Raw genomic sequence first — 17,027 nt, 5'->3', positions numbered from 1 at the left:
GCTAGATGGCCTGACGATATGTGGCCGGTAATAGTACGTAGAGATCCGTGTCCGGGATTCCCATCGGGCATGAAATTCAGGTAACGCCGACAAACACCATTGTGCCCGCCCATCCGCGCGGCAAGCCGAACGGGAGCACACCCCCGCGTTGTCCCGACCACGGCCGAGAAGGCAGGATGACCGCATGACGCACGCCATGCTGAAGGGGTCGAACGTCCCGCTGGACGCCACGGCGGTGCGCGCCGTGCTGCGCTGGACGCCGGGACGGGGTGTCCCGGACGTGGATGCCTCCGCACTTCTCCTCGGCCCCGACGGTCGGGTGCGCTCCGACGAGGACTTCGTTTTCTACAACCAGCCCCGGCATCCTTCGGGCAAGGTCTGGCGACTCGGCAAGAAGCGCGTGAACGACGGTCTCGCCGAGGGGCTCACCGACACGATCCAGTCGGATCTGGCCGGCGTCGACAACGGTGTGGGACGGATTCTCCTTGTCGCTTCCGCCGACGACGTCACCTTCGACCGGGTGCGCGCGCTGCGGATTCTGGTGTTCGACGCCACGATCGGGGACGCCGAGCCGCTGGCGTACTTCGACATCAAGCCGGAGACCGGCGAGGAAACCGCGCTGATCTGCGGTGAACTGTACCGGCGTGGCGAGGGCTGGAAGTTCCGGGCGCTCGGTGAGGGCTATTCGAACGGTCTGCAGGGGCTCGCTGCCGACTTCGGCATCTCGGTGGACGAGTCCGAGGCCGCCGGGGCCTCCGGGACCTCCGAGTCCGAGGACGGCCCGGCGTCCGCCGGGCAGGCCGGTTCTCAGCCGCTGCCGCCCGAGCAGCCCACCACGCAGGTGCCTCAGCAGCCGGTGCAGCCCGCGTACGGATATCCCCCGGCCGCGGCCGGTCCTGATCCCACTCGGCAGCAGCCGCCTGCCACGCAGCCCGCCTACGGGTATCCGCAGCCGACCAGCGCGCCGGCCTATGGGTATCCGCCGCCCCAGCCTGCCGCGGCGACCGCCCAGTCCGGCTACGGCTACCCGCAGCCGGTGGGGCCCGCCCAGGACCCCGACTTCCGGCTGCCGCCGCAGGGGCCGCAGTTCATCGGCCGCTAGGCCTGGCCCCGTAAGGGGCGCGGGGCCGGGTCGATGTGCGGCTCCGCCCGTGCCCCTGACGGGGCCGCTAACGGTCGGCCTTGGCCTTGTAGCCTCGGCCCCACTGGAGGCCCCAGCCGTAGAGGCGGTCCAGCTCCGCCTGGAAGCCGTACACGAACTTCACCTCGCGGCGGACCACGAGTTCGTTCTTGACGTTCTCGATCATGACGACCGCGCAGGACCTGGCCTGGGAGTGCCGCTCGTCGAGGCCGATCTCGATCCGGGGCCCGTTGCTCGGGTACAGGGTCACGATGGCGTGCGTACGGTCGAAGGCGGGGGTCTGGTCGTAGATGTAGACGAAGACCAGCAGCCGCTTGATGTTCTCGCGGTGGTCGAGGTTGACGAAGATCGTCTCGCCCGAGCCGGAGCCGAACCGGTCGTCACCGCTGAGCTTCACGTAGGGCGCGCCGTTGAGGTCCCCCAGGAAGCCCCCGAGCGGCTGGACGACTCCCTTGCTGCCGTCGGTCAGCTCGTACATGCAGCCGAGGTCGAGGTCGACGTTGACCATGGACTGGGTGTGCGCCTGCACCACTTCCGGCTTCAGGGCCTTGAAGGGGTGGCGCAGCAGACTCCCCCGCTGGGCCCCGCCTATGTCGGAGGTCCGCATCCGCCACGAGAGGTTGATACGGAGATTGCCGGTGGCCGCACCCTGCTTGGTGAGTGAGATCGTCTGGTTCCGTTTGGTCAGTTCGATGGCGTTGGTCGCCGCACTGCCCGAGTCGAACTGCGTCGACCGCCCGCGCCACAGGCCTTCCCAGAAACTCATTCCCGCCCCCACGCTCGCCTGTTCACCCCGCCCCGACGGAAAATCGGGGCCCCATACGCCGGGGCGGCTGCCGAGGACTCCTCGGCAACCGCCCCTCACAGAGCGTTCCTCAACCTGACCGGTGTCACACCCCGGACGAGACCTCTGTCTTGTCGTCCGAGGGGTCAGCTTTTCCCTCCGCGGCCTCCAGCGCCTTGTTGCGGCGCACCGAGGACCAGAAGGACCAGGCGATCAGCACGACACCGATGAGACCGGTGATGATCTCGTTGACCTCGAAGCGGATGGTCACCAGGAGGATCATGGCGAGGGCGCCGATGGCGTAGTGCGCGCCGTGCTCCAGGTACACGTAGTCGTCGAGGGTGCCCTGGCGGACCAGGTAGACGGTCAGCGACCTGACGTACATGGCGCCGATGCCGAGGCCCAGCGCCATCAGGACGATGTCGTTGGTGATGGCGAAGGCGCCGATGACACCGTCGAAGGAGAAGGACGCGTCCAGCACTTCGAGGTACAGGAACATGAAGAAGGCGGCCTTGCCGACGAGGGCTCCCGCGGAGATCTCCTTGCCCTTCGCCTTGGCCTCCTCCTCGGCCTCGTGCTCGCGCTCCTCGGCCTCTTCGAGACGGTTCTCGAAGAATCCGGAGAGCCCGCCGACGACCAGGTACGTGATGAGGCCGGCGACGCCCGCGAGCAGGACCGTCTCCGCCTTGTCGGCGGATCCCGCGTGCAGGTGGGCCTGCGGGGCCAGGAACAGCGCGGTGACCAGCAGGATGATCAGGGCGATGCAGGCCGACAGCATGTCGACCTTGCCGAGCTTGGCGAGGGGGCGCTCCAGCCAGCCGAGCCACTTGATGTCACGGTCCTCGAAGATGAAGTCGAGGAAGATCATCAGCAGGAACATGCCACCGAAGGCGGCGATCGACGGGTGGGCGTCGGTGACCAGTTCCTGGTATCGGTCGGCGTCGTTCAGTGCGAGGTCGACCGCTTCGATGGGGCCGAGCGAGGCACTGATCGCGACGATCACGACGGGGAAGACGAGCCGCATTCCGAATACGGCGATCAGGATGCCGACGGTGAGGAAGATCTTCTGCCAGAAGGCACTCATCTTCTTCAGGATTCCGGCGTTGACCACCGCGTTGTCGAAGGACAGCGAGATTTCGAGGATGGACAGGATCAGCACGATCCCGAACGCGGTCCATCCGCCGATCAAAACCGCTGCGACCAGGCCGAGCGCGGTGACCGCGAACGACCAGCCGAAGGTTTTCAGAACCACTGGCTACCCAATCGTGAGTTGGGGGGCTACCCCCGGACGAAGTCCGGAGGGGGTTTCCCCCCGCCGTACCCGGCTTTACGAAACATTGACCTCGAAGTCTAGAGGGCCGACCCTCCGGAGGAGAGGGCCGGGCCCTTCCGCTCGAAGAGTCGCAGGTCCAGAGGGTCCGAACCCAGGTGACGCGCCTTCTGCCACCTGGGCCGTCTCACTTTTCGTGACGCCACTTCACACCACTTCGCGACACCACGGCCGACCCTCTGATCACAGGGGTGGCCTTCCGCGTACCCGGCTTTACGAAACGTTGACTCCGAAGTCCAGGGCGATGCCCCGCAGCCCGGACGCGTAGCCCTGGCCCACCGCGCGGAACTTCCACTCGCCGCCGTAGCGGTAGACCTCACCGAAAATCATCGCGGTCTCCGTGGAGGCGTCCTCGGAGAGGTCGTAACGGGCCAGCTCCTGGCCGTCGGCCTGGTTCACGACCCGGATGAACGCGTTGCTGACCTGGCCGAAGGTCTGGCCGCGGTTGTCGGCGTCGTGGATCGAGACCGGGAAGACGATCTTCTCGACGTTGGCGGGCACCTTGGAGAGGTCGATGAGGATGGACTCGTCGTCGCCCTCGCCCTCACCCGTGAGGTTGTCCCCGGTGTGCTCGACCGAGCCGTCCGGGCTCTTCAGCTGGTTGTAGAAGATGAACCACTCGTCGCCGAGCACCCGACCCGAGTTGCACATCAGTGCACTGGCGTCGAGGTCGAAGTCGGCTCCGGTGGTGGAGCGCGCGTCCCAGCCGAGCCCGATCATCACCTGTGTGAGGTTCGGTGCGGCCTTGGAGAGGGAGACATTGCCCCCCTTGGCGAGCGTGACGCCCATGTTTCGGTCCTCTCCGGTGAAGCCATTGGTTGTCCAGCACGTCCGGCGCCGCACTGGGCCCTGCCGTCGTCTTCCCGGCGGACGGGAAGGTGACGGCTGGGCCGTGAGTGTGCAGCGCCGGACGGGAAGTGGTGAAGCGGCCCGGAGTCGCGGACGACCCCGGGCGGGGCCCCGCCGTGACGACAGGGCCGAGGGCTCAGACGTTGACGCCGAAGTCCTGCGCGATGCCGCGCAGGCCTGAGGCGTACCCCTGGCCGATGGCGCGGAACTTCCACTCCGCGCCGTGGCGGTACAGCTCGCCGAAGACCATCGCGGTCTCCGTCGAGGCGTCCTCGGAGAGGTCGTACCGGGCGATCTCCGCCTCGCCGGCCTGGTTCACGACGCGGATGAACGCGTTGCGCACCTGGCCGAACGACTGCTGGCGGTTCTCGGCGTCGTAGATCGATACCGGGAAGACGATCTTCTCGATGTCCGCCGGGACACCGGCGAGGTTGACCTTGATCTGCTCGTCGTCGCCCTCGCCCTCACCGGTGGTGTTGTCACCGGTGTGCTCGACGGAGCCGTCGGGGCTCTTCAGGTTGTTGAAGAACACGAAGTTGGCGTCACTGCTGACCTTGCCCTCCGCGTTCGTCAGGATCGCGCTGGCGTCGAGGTCGAAGTCGGTACCGGTGGTGGTGCGAATGTCCCACCCCAGACCGATGATGACCGCGGTCAGGCCCGGCGCCTCCTTGGAAAGCGATACGTTGCCGCCCTTGCTGAGGCTGACTCCCACGAGTCCTCCCAATGGTGTCCGGGGGCGGGAAGCCCCGTAGTGCGTTGGTATCGGATCAACGAGTCGATCCTAGTGAGAGGTTCCCCGCCACCGCAGTCCCTGGGGCACGAAGAATCCCGAAGTGTCGGCATCCAGGGCGGGGCGGGACGGTGCCGCGGACGGCCGCGGCACCGGCGTCACAGGGCGTCGAGCGCCCGTACGTACTCGTCCAGGTCCCGTGCGTCCGGCAGGGCGTTGACGACGGTCCAGCGGACGACGCCCTCCTTGTCGATGACGAAGGTGCCGCGCACCGCGCAGCCCTTGTCCTCGGCGAAGACGCCGTACGCGCGCGAGACCTCGCCGTGCGGCCAGAAGTCCGACAGCAGCGGGTACTCCAGGCCCTCCTGCTCGGCGAAGACGCGCAGGGTGTGGATGGAGTCGTTCGAGACGGCGAGGAGCTGGGTGTCACGGTCGGCGAACCGCGGCAGGTTGTCGCGCAGCGCGCAGAGTTCGCCGGTGCACACGCCGGTGAAGGCGAAGGGGTAGAAGAGCAGCACCACGTTCTTGGCGCCGCGGAAGTCGGAGAGCTTCACGGTGGCACCGTGATTGTCCTTGAGCTCGAAGTCCGGGGCCTTGTCGCCGACCCCGATCGTCTCGCTGACCATGGTCCTGCGTCCCTTCCGTCGACGGGTCCGTACGAGTGACACCCACCCTACGCAGCGCTCCCGCCCCCACCCCGAAAGGGGGCGCGGGGAACGGCGCGGCCAGCCACAGCGGACCCGCACCCACCCACCGGGCCCCCGCAAGGCCCACCGCAGGTGCCCGCGGCCCCGGGCCGGAGTCAGGGCCGGAACGGACAAGGCCCCCGCCGACCGAAGTCGACGGGGGCCTCCTGGCCTCGGCTGCGCCTCAGCGCTTCTTGGCCGCCGTCTTGGGCGTAGCCAGCTTCGTGCCGCTCCAGTCCTTCCCCACGCTGATGCCCTTGGTCTGGGACAGACCCGCGGTCGTCACAGCTTCGGCGATGTCGCTGGGCTCCACATAACCGTCTCGGCCGGTCTTGGGCGTCAGCAGCAGGACGGCGCCGCCCTCTTCGACGTACGTGGTGGCGTCCACCAGCGCATCCGTCAGGTCGCCGTCGTCGTCTCGGAACCAGAGCACAACGGCGTCGGCGACGTCGTCGTACTCCTCGTCCATGAGCTCGCTGCCGATTACTTCTTCAATGGCCGAGCGGAGCTCCTGGTCGACGTCGTCGTCGAAGCCGATCTCCTGGACCACCTGCTCGGGCTGGAATCCCAGCCTGGCGGCCAGGCTCGTCCGCTCCTCCGCGTGGTCCGCGGTCGCGCTCACGGGTTGCCTCCTGATCATGTTCGGTAATGGGGTCCTCCCCGGCTCGGACGAAGCCGAGATCCTGGGGAAGTTCAAGCCACGCGCGTGCGCGCAGCATTGGCCGTAGTCCACACGGGCGGGGCGGATCGCGCAAGTACCCGGCCGTCAAGACCGCCGAAACGGTGACGATCCAGGCCGTGTCGCCGCAACTCCAGTCAGGGAATCACAGCCGCTCGTGACGCACACCACAGGAATCTGCCCGGTTTGTGAATTTCGGAACCCTACGAGGGTACGAGACTCGAATGCCTTTGCGGTACGCGTCACGGGTCGGGCGTATCGTTGCGATTTGCCGGACCCGCCCTCGGGAGAGCGGGACGAACGTGTCGGTTACCTCTCGGTAGAGATGACGTTTCCGCTCCCGAGGTACACGATGGGGAACGGCGCAGACGCCCAGGAAACCAGAGAAAAACCAAAGAAAAAACTGAGAAGAACCGAGAAGAAGCGGCCCCCTGAGAGCGAAGGAACAGCGTGGCTTCCGGACCCGATCGCAACCCGATCATCATTGGCGGCCTTCCGAGTCAGGTCCCTGACTTCGATCCCGAAGAGACCCAGGAGTGGCTCGACTCCCTCGACGCCGCTGTCGACCAGCGCGGCCGGGAACGGGCCCGCTATCTCATGCTGAGGCTGATCGAACGCGCACGCGAGAAGCGTGTGGCCGTGCCCGAGATGCGCAGCACCGACTACGTCAACACCATCGCCACCAAGGACGAGCCGTTCTTCCCCGGCAACGAGGAGATCGAACGCAAGATCCTCAACGCGACCCGCTGGAACGCGGCCGTGATGGTGTCCAGGGCCCAGCGCCCCGGGATCGGCGTCGGCGGCCACATCGCCACCTTCGCGTCCTCCGCGTCGCTCTACGACGTGGGCTTCAACCACTTCTTCCGCGGCAAGGACGGGGGTGACGGCGGCGACCAGATCTTCTTCCAGGGGCACGCCTCCCCCGGCATCTACGCCCGCGCGTTCCTGCTGGACCGCCTCGACGAGCGGCAGCTGGACGCCTTCCGGCAGGAGAAGTCGAAGGCCCCGTACGCGCTGTCGTCGTACCCGCACCCGCGGTCGATGCCGGACTTCTGGGAGTTCCCGACCGTCTCCATGGGCCTGGGTCCGCTCGGCGCGATCTTCCAGGCGCGGATGAACCGCTACATGCAGGCGCGCGACATCGCGGACACCTCCAAATCCCACGTCTGGGCGTTTCTCGGCGACGGCGAGATGGACGAGCCGGAGTCGCTCGGACAGCTGTCCATCGCCGCGCGCGAGGGCCTGGACAACCTCACCTTCGTAGTCAACTGCAACCTCCAGCGTCTCGACGGGCCCGTCCGCGGCAACGGAAAGATCATCCAGGAGCTGGAGTCGCAGTTCCGCGGTGCCGGCTGGAACGTCATCAAGCTGGTCTGGGACCGCAGTTGGGACCCGCTGCTCGCGCAGGACCGCGACGGCGTGCTCGTCAACCAGCTGAACACCACGCCCGACGGCCAGTTCCAGACGTACGCCACCGAGACGGGCTCGTACATCCGCGAGCACTTCTTCGGTCACGACCACCGGCTGCGGGCGATGGTCGAGAACATGACCGACGACCAGATCCTGCACCTGGGCCGCGGCGGCCACGACCACAAGAAGGTCTACGCGGCGTACGCGGCGGCCAAGGCGCACACCGGCCAGCCGACCGTGATCCTCGCGCAGACGGTCAAGGGCTGGACGCTCGGCCCGAACTTCGAGGGCCGCAACGCCACGCACCAGATGAAGAAGCTGACGGTCGCCGACCTCAAGGGCTTCCGCGACCGGCTGCACCTGCCGATCTCCGACAAGGAGCTGGAGTCCGGCGCGCCGCCGTACTACCACCCGGGCCGGGACTCGGAGGAGATCCAGTACATGCACGACCGCCGCAAGGGGAACGGCGGATACGTCCCGACGCGGGTCGTGCGGTCGAAGCCGCTCGTACTGCCCGAGGACAAGACGTACGCGAGTGTGAAGAAGGGCTCGGGTCAGCAGTCGATCGCCACGACCATGGCGTTCGTACGGCTGCTCAAGGACCTCATGCGGGACAAGGAGATCGGCAGGCGGTTCGTGCTGATCGCGCCCGACGAGTACCGCACGTTCGGCATGGACTCGTTCTTCCCGAGCGCGAAGATCTACAACCCGCTCGGGCAGCAGTACGAGGCCGTGGACCGGGACCTGCTGCTCGCGTACAAGGAGTCGCCGACCGGGCAGATGCTGCACGACGGCATCTCCGAGGCGGGCTGTACGGCCTCCCTGATCGCGGCCGGCTCGGCCTACGCGACGCACGGCGAGCCGCTCATCCCGGTGTACGTCTTCTACTCGATGTTCGGTTTCCAGCGCACCGGTGACCAGTTCTGGCAGATGGCCGACCAGTTGGCGCGCGGGTTCGTACTGGGTGCGACCGCGGGACGCACGACCCTGACCGGTGAGGGTCTGCAGCACGCGGACGGGCACTCGCAGTTGCTCGCCTCGACCAACCCCGGCTGTGTGGCGTACGACCCGGCCTACGGGTTCGAGATCGCGCACATCGTGAAGGACGGGCTGCGGCGGATGTACGGCTCGTCCGACGAGCACCCGCACGGCGAGGACGTCTTCTACTACCTCACCGTCTACAACGAGCCGATCCAGCACCCGGCCGAGCCGGCGGACGTCGACGTCGAGGGCATTCTCAAGGGCATCCACCGCTTCGCGCCCGGGACTTCGGGTTCGATCCCGGCGCAGATCATGGCGTCCGGTGTCGCGGTGCCGTGGGCCGTCGAGGCGCAGCGGCTGCTCGCCGAGGACTGGGACGTACGGGCCGACGTGTGGTCGGCGACCTCCTGGAACGAGCTGCGGCGCGAGGCCGTGGAGGTGGAGCGGCACAATCTGCTCCACCCCGAGGAGGAGCAGCGTGTTCCTTATGTGACGCGCAAACTGTCGGGGGCCGAGGGGCCGTTCGTGGCCGTCTCCGACTGGATGCGGTCGGTTCCGGACCAGATCTCGCGGTGGGTGCCGGGGACTTACCAGTCCCTGGGGGCCGACGGGTTCGGGTTCGCCGATACGCGGGGGGCTGCTCGGCGGTTCTTCCACATCGACGCGGAGTCGATCGTGGTGGGGGTGCTGACGGAGCTCGCGCGTGAGGGGAAGGTCGACCGTTCGCTGCTGAAGCAGGCGATCGATCGGTATCAGCTGCTCGATGTGGCCTCGGCGGATCCCGGCGTCGCGGGGGGCGACGCCTAGGCCTTGGCCTTGGCCTGACCTGGGCGTCGCTGTCCGGTGCGGGTGCCTGGGTGCTGGCCGCGCAGTTCCCCGCGCCCCTGAAAGCACCGGGGCGCGGGCCGGCGTCATGTGCGGGTGAGTGAGGGCTGAGCGCGCAGTTCCCCGCGCCCCTAAATGCACCGGGGCGCGGGCCGGCGTCACGTGCGGGTCCGTGAAGGCTGAGCGCGCCGTTCCCCGCGCCCCTAAATGCACCAGGGCGCGGGCCGGCGTCACGTGCGGGTCCGTGAAGGCTGAGCGCGCCGTTCCCCGCGCCCCTGAATGCACCAGGGCGCGGGCCGGCGTCGAGTGCGGGTGCGTGAAGGCTGAGCGCGCCGTTCCCCGCGCCCCTGGCAGCGGGGCTGCGCCCCTGCTTTCGGTGCTGGCTGGGGGAATCGTGTCGCTCAGTCCCGGCGCCCCCCAAAGGGCGCGGGGAACTGCGCGACCAGCCCCCGCTCACCCGCACTCGACGACAAGCCGCACCCCGGTGCTTTCAGGGGCGCGGCGGGCGGCGGGGACAAAAATGTCCCCCGCCTCTCCCGGAGGGAGCCGCGGGGGACATCGTCAGATCTCGGATCGGTCAGAACATCATGCCGCCGGGGGATGCCGTTCCGGCCATCCACACGATGGCCAGGACGGTGTCGATCGCTCCCAGTACTACCGCGATCAGCGCCGGTACCTGACGGGTGCCGCTCCAGCGGCGCCCCATGGCCAGCCAGCCGCACACGATCGCCACCGGGCCGAGGATGATCCCCAGCACGAAGAATCCGGCGACCGCACAGATGGCTCCGATGATTCCGAGCGTCGCGCTGTCCGGCCCGCTCCGTGACCCCGTACGGCGACGCGAGCGAGGGTGTTTGCGCGAGGTGTGGCTGTAGCCCGCCATCATCAACTCCCTGGACCTCTGAGCCGACCGAATGCCGGTCGGTTCGGGCTCGGAAGTCGGGTACCCCGGTCATGTCAATTCAGACGCGTAGGTCTTTTCGGCGGTTGCGCGGCGTGCTGCCCCCCTCCGGCAGCACGCCGCGTCCTCACCGAACTGCCCGTTCCGTACGGATCAGTTGAGACAACTTTGACCTGCGACCCGGGCGATATGAAAGTCATACGGAAAGGTGTCACCCGGATAGGCGAAAGCCCCGCCGAACAACTCGGCGGGGCTGTATAGGAGATGCCGGAAGGCAGGGTCGCGGTCCTAGATGTGGCCGACTCCCGCGCCCGCGTCCGCGTTGGCGCCCCTCTTGGTGAGGAAGGCGACGAAGACGGCCACGACGGCGACGCCCGCCGCCACGAGGCTCGCCAGGCTCATACCGGAGATGAAGGTGTCGTGCGCGACCTCAGTGATCTTCGCGGCGATCTCCGGCGGCGTGCCGGGCGCCACCGGCGGCGCACCGACCTGCACCGCTTCCGCGGCCTGGTCGAGTTCGGCCGGGGAGAGCTTCGGGAGCCCCGCGTCGGCCCAGTTGCCCGCGAGGTCGTTGTCGACCTTGGAGGCCATCACGGCGCCCAGGACCGCCGTGCCGAGGCTGCCGCCGATCTGCATGGCGGCCTGCTGCAGGCCTCCCGCGACACCGGACAGCTCCATCGGCGCGTTGCCCACGATGACCTCGGTGGCGCCGACCATCACGGGCGCGAGGCCGAGGCCGAGCAGCCCGAACCAGATCGACATGAGCCCGCTGCCGGTGTCCGTCTCCAGGGTCGAGATGCCGAACATGGCGACGGCCGTGAACGCCATACCGCCCGCGAGCGGGACCCGCGGTCCCGTCTTGCCGATCAGCGCGCCGGCCAGCGGCGAGCCGACGATCATCATGCCGGTGAGCGGCAGCAGATGCAGACCCGCGTCGACCGGGCTCATCCCGTGCACGTTCTGCAGGTAGAAGGTGACGAAGAACAGGCCGCCCATGAAGGCGATCGCCATGAGCACCATCAGGACCACACCGGCCGACAGCGGCACGGAGCGGAAGAGGGCGAGCGGGATGAGCGGCTCGCGCACCCGGTTCTCCCAGAACGCGAACAGCGCGAAGCCGACCACCGAGACGCCGAGGAACGTCCAGGTCAGCGCGTCCCCCCAGCCCCACGCCGGAGCCTTGATGAGCGCCCAGACGAGACAGAACATGGCGCTGGACAGCAGGCCGATGCCGAGCAGGTCGAAGGAGCGCGGCGCGTTCTTGGCCCGGTGGTCGGTCAGGATCACCGCGCCGAGGACGACCGCGAGGATGCCGACCGGCACGTTGATGAAGAAGACGGACTGCCAGCTGACGTGCTCGACGAGCACTCCGCCGAGAATCGGGCCGCCCGCGGTGGAGGCGCCGATGACCATGCCCCAGATGCCGATCGCCATGTTCAGCTTCTCGGCCGGGAAGGTGGCCCGCAGCAGGCCGAGCGCGGCCGGCATCAGCAGCGCGCCGAACAGGCCCTGGAGCACCCGGAAGGTCACCACGAAGGCGATGCTGTCGGAGAGCCCGATGGCCCCGGAGGCCGCCGCGAAGCCGACCACGCCTATGAGGAAGGTCTGACGGTGGCCGAACCGGTCGCCGAGCTTGCCGGCCGTGATCAGGGTGACGGCGAGCGCGAGGAAGTAGCCGTTCGTGATCCACTGGACGTCTGCGAAGGTGGCGCCCAGATCCTTCTGGATGGCCGGGTTCGCGATGGCCACGATGGTGCCGTCGAGGGCCACCATCATGACGCCGACGGCCACGGTGATGAGGGTGAACCACGGGTGACCGCGGAGCCCCTCGGCCGGTGCCGGGCCGGAGGCGGCAGTCGGGGCCTCGTCGGCCGGGCCCGTCTTGTCGACGGTGGTCTGACTAGTCATGCGATCGAGATTAGTGACAGCCGCTGACAATTGACAAACCAATTCACAATTCGGTAACTGACAGGTCACCTGCCGAGCGGACGCGCCGCCCGGTGGACACCTGGATGCCCACCGGTGGACGGGAAAGAGGACACATGGACACGGCGCCACGACCGGGGCTGCGCGAGCGCAAGAAGCAGCGCACCCGGGACGCGCTGGTGCGGGCCGCCCTGGAGCTGTTCACGGCCAACGGGTACGAGCGGACGACCGTCGACGAGATCGCCGAGGCCGTCGACGTCTCCCAGCGCACCTTCTTCCGGTACTTCGCCGGCAAGGAGGAGGCCGCCTTCGCCGTCCAGGAGATGACGGAGTCGCACTTCCTGGCGGCGGTGCGCCAACGCCCGCCCCACGAACCGCCCTTGGACGCGCTGCGCCGGGCCGTCATGGCGAGCTGGGACACCATCGGGGAGGCCATCGAGGCCGTCGTCCCGATCGAACTGCACATGCGCACGTACCAGTTGATCGAGTCGACACCCGCGCTGCTCGCCATCCACCTGCGCCGCCACGAAGGGCTGGAGGAGCGGCTCGCCCGGACGATCGCCGAGCGCGAGGGCGTCGACGTGGACGCCGACCCGCGTCCGCGGGTGGCGGTGGCCCTGTTCGGCGGGGTGATGCGGCTGGCGGCCCGCCGGTGGGGCGCGGGCGAGGATTTCAGCGTGGCCGCCATGCGCGGGCTGACCGCCTCGTATCTCGACCAGATGGGGCCCGCGTCGGCCGAGAACTGGCGGCCGCGCGACGAGCCCGACCACGAGGACGGCGAGTAACCCCCCACCGACAGAGGGTTACGATCAAAGGGTGCGGATCATCCCATGTGCGTACACAGCGTGATGGCCCGCTCGAAGGCGGGCCCACTTTGCCCCAATTACCCCAACGGAAACGTGATCCGCCTCACTCGGTTAACGCGAGACCCTCTCGTTCTCCTAGTGTGTCCTTTCAGTGACTTCCTTCGACTCCACCCCCCAACTCAACGTCTGGCGCATGTTGCTCGCGCTGGCCGTGGTGTTCGTGATGCTCGGAACCACCGGCTGGACCGCGGTGCGCAGCCACAGAGCGGCGGCCACACCGCTCGCGGCCTCCCTCTCCGCCTGGGAACGCGGCCACATGGGCGGGCACCGGCTGCCGGACCCGGACAGGACGACGCCCACCCGGCTGACCCAGTTCTTCGCCTCGCTCGACGCGCACCAGCGGACCCGGCTCGCCGCCCGCTATCCGCTCGCGGTCGGCAACATGAACGGGGCGCCGGTGGATCTCCGCTACCGCGCCAACCGGATCGCCCTCGGCCAGGCACGCAAGGTCGAGCTCGAACGCATGCGGGACAACCGGCTCTCCGCGGTCGGCAAGCGCGACGCGGGCCGCCGGATGCACCGCTACGAGGCGCTGATGGCCGACAAGCGCCGCATCCTCGCCTTCGACCCGATGGGTTCGGGCCGGGTCGCGGAGGTCTTCGGGAACCTCGGCGGGGCCGAGCGGGTCTCGGTCGTGGTGCCCGGCGTCGACACCGACCTGCTGACCTTCCAGCGCACCGAGCGCAAGTACACGGCGCCGGTCGGCATGGCCAAGGCCCTGTACCGCGCCGAGCGGGACGCGAGCCCCGAGACGCGTACGGCCGTGATCGCGTGGGCCGACTACACGACGCCGAACGGGCTCGGCATGGACGCGGCCACCGGGACCCGCGCCGAGGAGGGCGCGGTCCGGCTCGCCGCCCTCGTACGGGCACTGCCCGGCCGCTCGCGCGTCGCGCTCTACTGCCACAGCTACGGATCCGTCGTCTGCGGTGTGGCCGCCCGGTCACTGCCGCCGCGGGTCTCCGACATAGCGGTCGCGGGCAGCCCCGGCATGCGGGTCGAGCGGGCTGCGCAACTGCGCACCGCGGCCCGGGTGTGGGCCGTACGGGACTCCGACGACTGGATTCAGGACGTACCGCACCTTGAGGTCGGCGGGCTCGGACACGGCGCCGATCCGATGTCCTCGGACTTCGGCGCACGCGTGCTGTCCGCGCGCGGGGCCAAGGGACACACCGGGTATTTCGAACCGGGCACCGACAGCCTGCGGAACTTCGCCGAGATCGGTATTGGCGCGTACCGCGCGGTTCGCTGCGCACACGAGGATGACGTGTGCCGGAAGGGTTTGTCCGGCGCGGCTGAAGCCGGACGCGCGTAGAGAACGCAGAAACTGCGGTCCGCTCAGGGAGGGGACGAGGAAGCGCATGCCGCATACGATGGCCCGCATGGGTGACGTACTGGCCGGATTTCATGCCGCCTGGGAGTTCGAGTCCGACTCCGTGCTCATCCGCTTCGAACGGGGGATTCGCACGCCGAAGCTGTTCCAGGCGCTCGGTGAGCGCCGCATCCCGCTCGACGCGATCGCGGCGGTGACGCTGACGCCCGGCAAGCGCGGGACGGTCGTCCTGCGCGCCGAGCCGAGAGCGGGCGCGGATCCGTTGATGGAGGCGGCCGCGGGACAGCTGAAGGACGTGTGCGACCCCTATCGCCTGGTGCTGCCTGCCGAGCGCGAGACGCTCGCCGAGTACTACGCGGACGAGCTGCGCGCGATGCTCTCGCCCGAGGACACGGGGCCGGCCGAGCGCTATCTGGTGCAGGCGCCCGAGACGCCGCTCCAGTTCAAGGCGTACGACGGGAAGGCTTCCTTCGACGGGAAGTCCGTGGCCTTCCGGTGGTTCTGGACGGGCGCCTCGTCGACGAAGTGGAAGGCCGGCGACCAGTCGTTCGCCGTGTCCGACCTGTGCGGGGTGGAGTGGCGTTCGCCCGAGGTCTTCGAGGGGCATCTGCGGCTGCTGCGGCGTGAGACGGGGGTCGCGCAGCCGGCCCAGGCGGATCAGGATCCGGCCGCGGTGGTCTTCGGGCTGGGGTACGGGCCGGTGCACGAGTCTCTGCCGTTCGCCGCGGCCGTGCTGGCGGCTGTGCGGTCCGGGGGGCCGGCGGCTCCGGTCGCCGACGGGGCCGTCGCCGTGGCGGCGGCGCCGCGGGCCCGGCGGGATCCGGCCGATATCGCCGAGCGGATCCGGCACCTCGGGGAGTTGCACGAGGCCGGGCTCGTCACGGACGACGAGTTCTCCGTCAAGAAGGCGGAGCTGCTCGCCGAGCTGTGAGTTCCACGGCTGTGGGGCTGGGGTCGTTCGACGGCTGCGGGCACGTCGTGGCTGGCCGCAGGCGGGGAACCGTCCCCGTCCCTTTCCCCTGCCCGGAGGGCTACTCCCGGCTCGCCGACGTGAACGTCATGTCGGGGTAGCGGGTGCCCGCGACCTTGCCGGCGATGCCGTCCAGGACGCCGAGGTCGGCCTCGGTCAGAGCGACCCGCGTGGCCGCCGTGTTCTCCTCCACCCGCGTGCGCCTCCGGGTCCCCGGAATGGGCACGACAGGCAGCCCGTGCGTCGCCGCCTGCTGATGGACCCAGGCCAGCGCGACCTGCCCCACGGAGACCCCGTGCGCCGCGGCCACCGCCCGGATCGGCTCCAGCAGAGCCGCGTTCGCCGCCGCGTTGTCGCCCGTGAAGCGCGGCTGCTGCCGGCGGAAGTCGTCGGCGGTGAGGTCCTTGTCGGCGTCGGAGAAGGAGCCCGTGAGGAAGCCCCGCCCGAGCGGGGAGTACGGGACCAGGGTCACGCCCAGTTCACGGGCCGCAGGGACGACACCCGCCTCGATGTCCCGGCTGAACAGCGACCACTCCGACTGGACGGCCGCGATCGGGTGCACGGTCTGCGCGGCCCGCAGCTCGCCGCCCGTCACCTCGCTGAGCCCGAGCTGCTTGACCTTGCCCTCGCGGACCAGCTCGGCCATGACACCGACGGTCTCCTCGATGGGCACGTTCACGTCACGGCGGTGCATGTAGTAGAGGTCGATCACGTCGACCTCCAGGCGCTTGAGGCTCGCCTCGACCGCCTGCCGGATGTACGGGCCGTCGTTGCGGATGATCCGTTTGGTCGGCTCGTCCGGCGGGATCGTCATCGCGAACTTCGTAGCGACGACCACCTCGTCGCGGTGCGCCGCGAAGAACGGCGCCAGGAACCGCTCGTTCTCACCCTGTCCGTAGGCGTCGGCCGTGTCGTAGAGCGTGACACCCAGTTCCAGCGCGCGCTCCAGGGTGGCCCGTGCCTCCTCGGCGTCCGTCGGACCGTACGCGAAGCTCATGCCCATGCAGCCGAGGCCCTGCACGCCGACCTCGGGGCCTCCCGTGCCGAGCGGTGCCTTCGCGATCCTGCTGTCCGTCATCGGGACCTCTCCGACGCCAGGGCCTGCCCGGCGTCCGCATAGAAATTGATCTTCCGGTCGAGCACGGCGAGGGTGTCCTGCAGCTCCGCGATCCGGGCCCGCACGTCCCGGCGCGTCGCTTCCAGGAGCTCGAAACGGTCGGCGTACGTGTCGTCGCCCGCGCGCACCATCTCCGCGTACCGCACCATGTCGGCGACCGGCATCCCGGTCAGCCGCAGCTTGCCGACGAGGTCGAGCCAGTCGAGGTCGCGGTTGCTGTAGCGCCGCTGGCCCGTGTGCGAGCGGTCGATGTGCGGCATCAGCCCGATCCGCTCGTACCAGCGCAGGGTGTGCGCCGTCAGGCCGGTGAACGCGACGACCTCGCTGATCGTGTACTGGTCCCGCCCGTCGGGGCGCCTCAGCGCCTTCGGCGGGGCCACACAGATGTCGGTCCCGGGCTCCGTGGTCTCCATCACCGTCATGACCCCAACGCTAAAACCTTGGAGTGCACTCCAAGCAAGCGGAAACGGATGAAATTCCGGCGACACGGGGCGCCGCG

At 68.9% G+C, this 17,027-nt stretch carries 15 protein-coding genes; 5 read left to right on the top strand and 10 right to left on the bottom strand.

Annotated features, from left to right (window positions below; translation table 11 throughout):
* Window positions 1–184 precede the first annotated feature (184 nt).
* Entirely contained in the window at window positions 185–1,102 is a 918-nt protein-coding gene (locus OHS59_RS30820) for a TerD family protein (RefSeq protein ID WP_328496609.1), read from the top strand.
* Window positions 1,103–1,169: 67 nt separating this feature from the next.
* Here the strand turns inward: OHS59_RS30820 and OHS59_RS30815 are convergent, their stop codons facing one another.
* The 6 genes from OHS59_RS30815 to OHS59_RS30790 form a co-directional block, all read right to left on the bottom strand.
* On the bottom strand, window positions 1,170–1,907 hold the full coding sequence (locus tag OHS59_RS30815; RefSeq protein ID WP_328496608.1) for a TerD family protein: 738 nt from the start codon (window positions 1,905–1,907) through the stop codon (window positions 1,170–1,172).
* 124 nt (window positions 1,908–2,031) lie between these two features.
* A complete protein-coding gene (locus OHS59_RS30810) occupies window positions 2,032–3,177 on the bottom strand; it encodes a DUF475 domain-containing protein (protein WP_328496607.1) in 1,146 nt (381 codons plus the stop codon).
* 291 nt (window positions 3,178–3,468) lie between these two features.
* Entirely contained in the window at window positions 3,469–4,044 is a 576-nt protein-coding gene (locus OHS59_RS30805; protein ID WP_328496606.1) for a TerD family protein, read from the bottom strand.
* A 196-nt stretch (window positions 4,045–4,240) separates the two neighbouring features.
* A complete protein-coding gene (locus OHS59_RS30800; RefSeq protein ID WP_055617911.1) occupies window positions 4,241–4,816 on the bottom strand; it encodes a TerD family protein in 576 nt (191 codons plus the stop codon).
* A 176-nt stretch (window positions 4,817–4,992) separates the two neighbouring features.
* Entirely contained in the window at window positions 4,993–5,460 is a 468-nt protein-coding gene (locus OHS59_RS30795) for a peroxiredoxin (protein ID WP_328496605.1), read from the bottom strand.
* Window positions 5,461–5,704: 244 nt separating this feature from the next.
* Window positions 5,705–6,142, bottom strand: a complete 438-nt coding sequence (locus OHS59_RS30790) for a DUF3052 domain-containing protein (protein WP_055519877.1) — start codon at window positions 6,140–6,142, stop codon at window positions 5,705–5,707.
* A gap of 507 nt (window positions 6,143–6,649) precedes the next feature.
* Here OHS59_RS30790 and aceE point away from each other — a divergent pair.
* Window positions 6,650–9,397, top strand: coding sequence for a pyruvate dehydrogenase (acetyl-transferring), homodimeric type (aceE, locus tag OHS59_RS30785; protein ID WP_328496604.1), 2,748 nt, complete (start codon window positions 6,650–6,652; stop codon window positions 9,395–9,397).
* Between the two features lie 595 nt (window positions 9,398–9,992).
* Here the strand turns inward: aceE and OHS59_RS30780 are convergent.
* Both OHS59_RS30780 and OHS59_RS30775 read right to left on the bottom strand, forming a co-directional pair.
* Window positions 9,993–10,301, bottom strand: a complete 309-nt coding sequence (locus OHS59_RS30780; RefSeq protein WP_328496603.1) for a small hydrophobic protein — start codon at window positions 10,299–10,301, stop codon at window positions 9,993–9,995.
* A gap of 303 nt (window positions 10,302–10,604) precedes the next feature.
* Complete coding sequence (locus tag OHS59_RS30775) at window positions 10,605–12,224, bottom strand: MFS transporter (protein ID WP_328496602.1); 1,620 nt, start codon at window positions 12,222–12,224, stop codon at window positions 10,605–10,607.
* 134 nt (window positions 12,225–12,358) lie between these two features.
* Between OHS59_RS30775 and OHS59_RS30770 the strand changes: the two genes are divergently transcribed.
* The 3 genes from OHS59_RS30770 (at window position 12,359) to OHS59_RS30760 (ending at window position 15,372) form a co-directional block, all read left to right on the top strand.
* On the top strand, window positions 12,359–13,027 hold the full coding sequence (locus OHS59_RS30770; protein WP_328496601.1) for a TetR family transcriptional regulator: 669 nt from the start codon (window positions 12,359–12,361) through the stop codon (window positions 13,025–13,027).
* Window positions 13,028–13,199: 172 nt separating this feature from the next.
* Window positions 13,200–14,423, top strand: a complete 1,224-nt coding sequence (locus OHS59_RS30765) for an alpha/beta hydrolase (RefSeq protein WP_328496600.1) — start codon at window positions 13,200–13,202, stop codon at window positions 14,421–14,423.
* 58 nt (window positions 14,424–14,481) lie between these two features.
* Entirely contained in the window at window positions 14,482–15,372 is an 891-nt protein-coding gene (locus OHS59_RS30760; protein WP_328499422.1) for a DUF4429 domain-containing protein, read from the top strand.
* Window positions 15,373–15,472: 100 nt separating this feature from the next.
* Here OHS59_RS30760 and OHS59_RS30755 read toward each other — a convergent pair whose 3' ends face one another.
* Entirely contained in the window at window positions 15,473–16,489 is a 1,017-nt protein-coding gene (locus OHS59_RS30755; protein WP_328496599.1) for an aldo/keto reductase, read from the bottom strand.
* The gene (locus OHS59_RS30750; protein WP_328496598.1) at window positions 16,486–16,950 is read right to left on the bottom strand and encodes a MerR family transcriptional regulator; all 465 of its coding nucleotides are present in this window, start codon (window positions 16,948–16,950) and stop codon (window positions 16,486–16,488) included. The genes OHS59_RS30755 and OHS59_RS30750 overlap by 4 nt, the downstream gene beginning before the upstream one ends.
* Window positions 16,951–17,027 lie beyond the last annotated feature (77 nt).

Origin of the sequence: Streptomyces sp. NBC_00414 (assembly GCF_036038375.1) — a bacterium.
Classification (GTDB): Bacteria; Actinomycetota; Actinomycetes; order Streptomycetales; family Streptomycetaceae; genus Streptomyces.
This window is presented reverse-complemented; position numbering and strand designations above follow the sequence as displayed.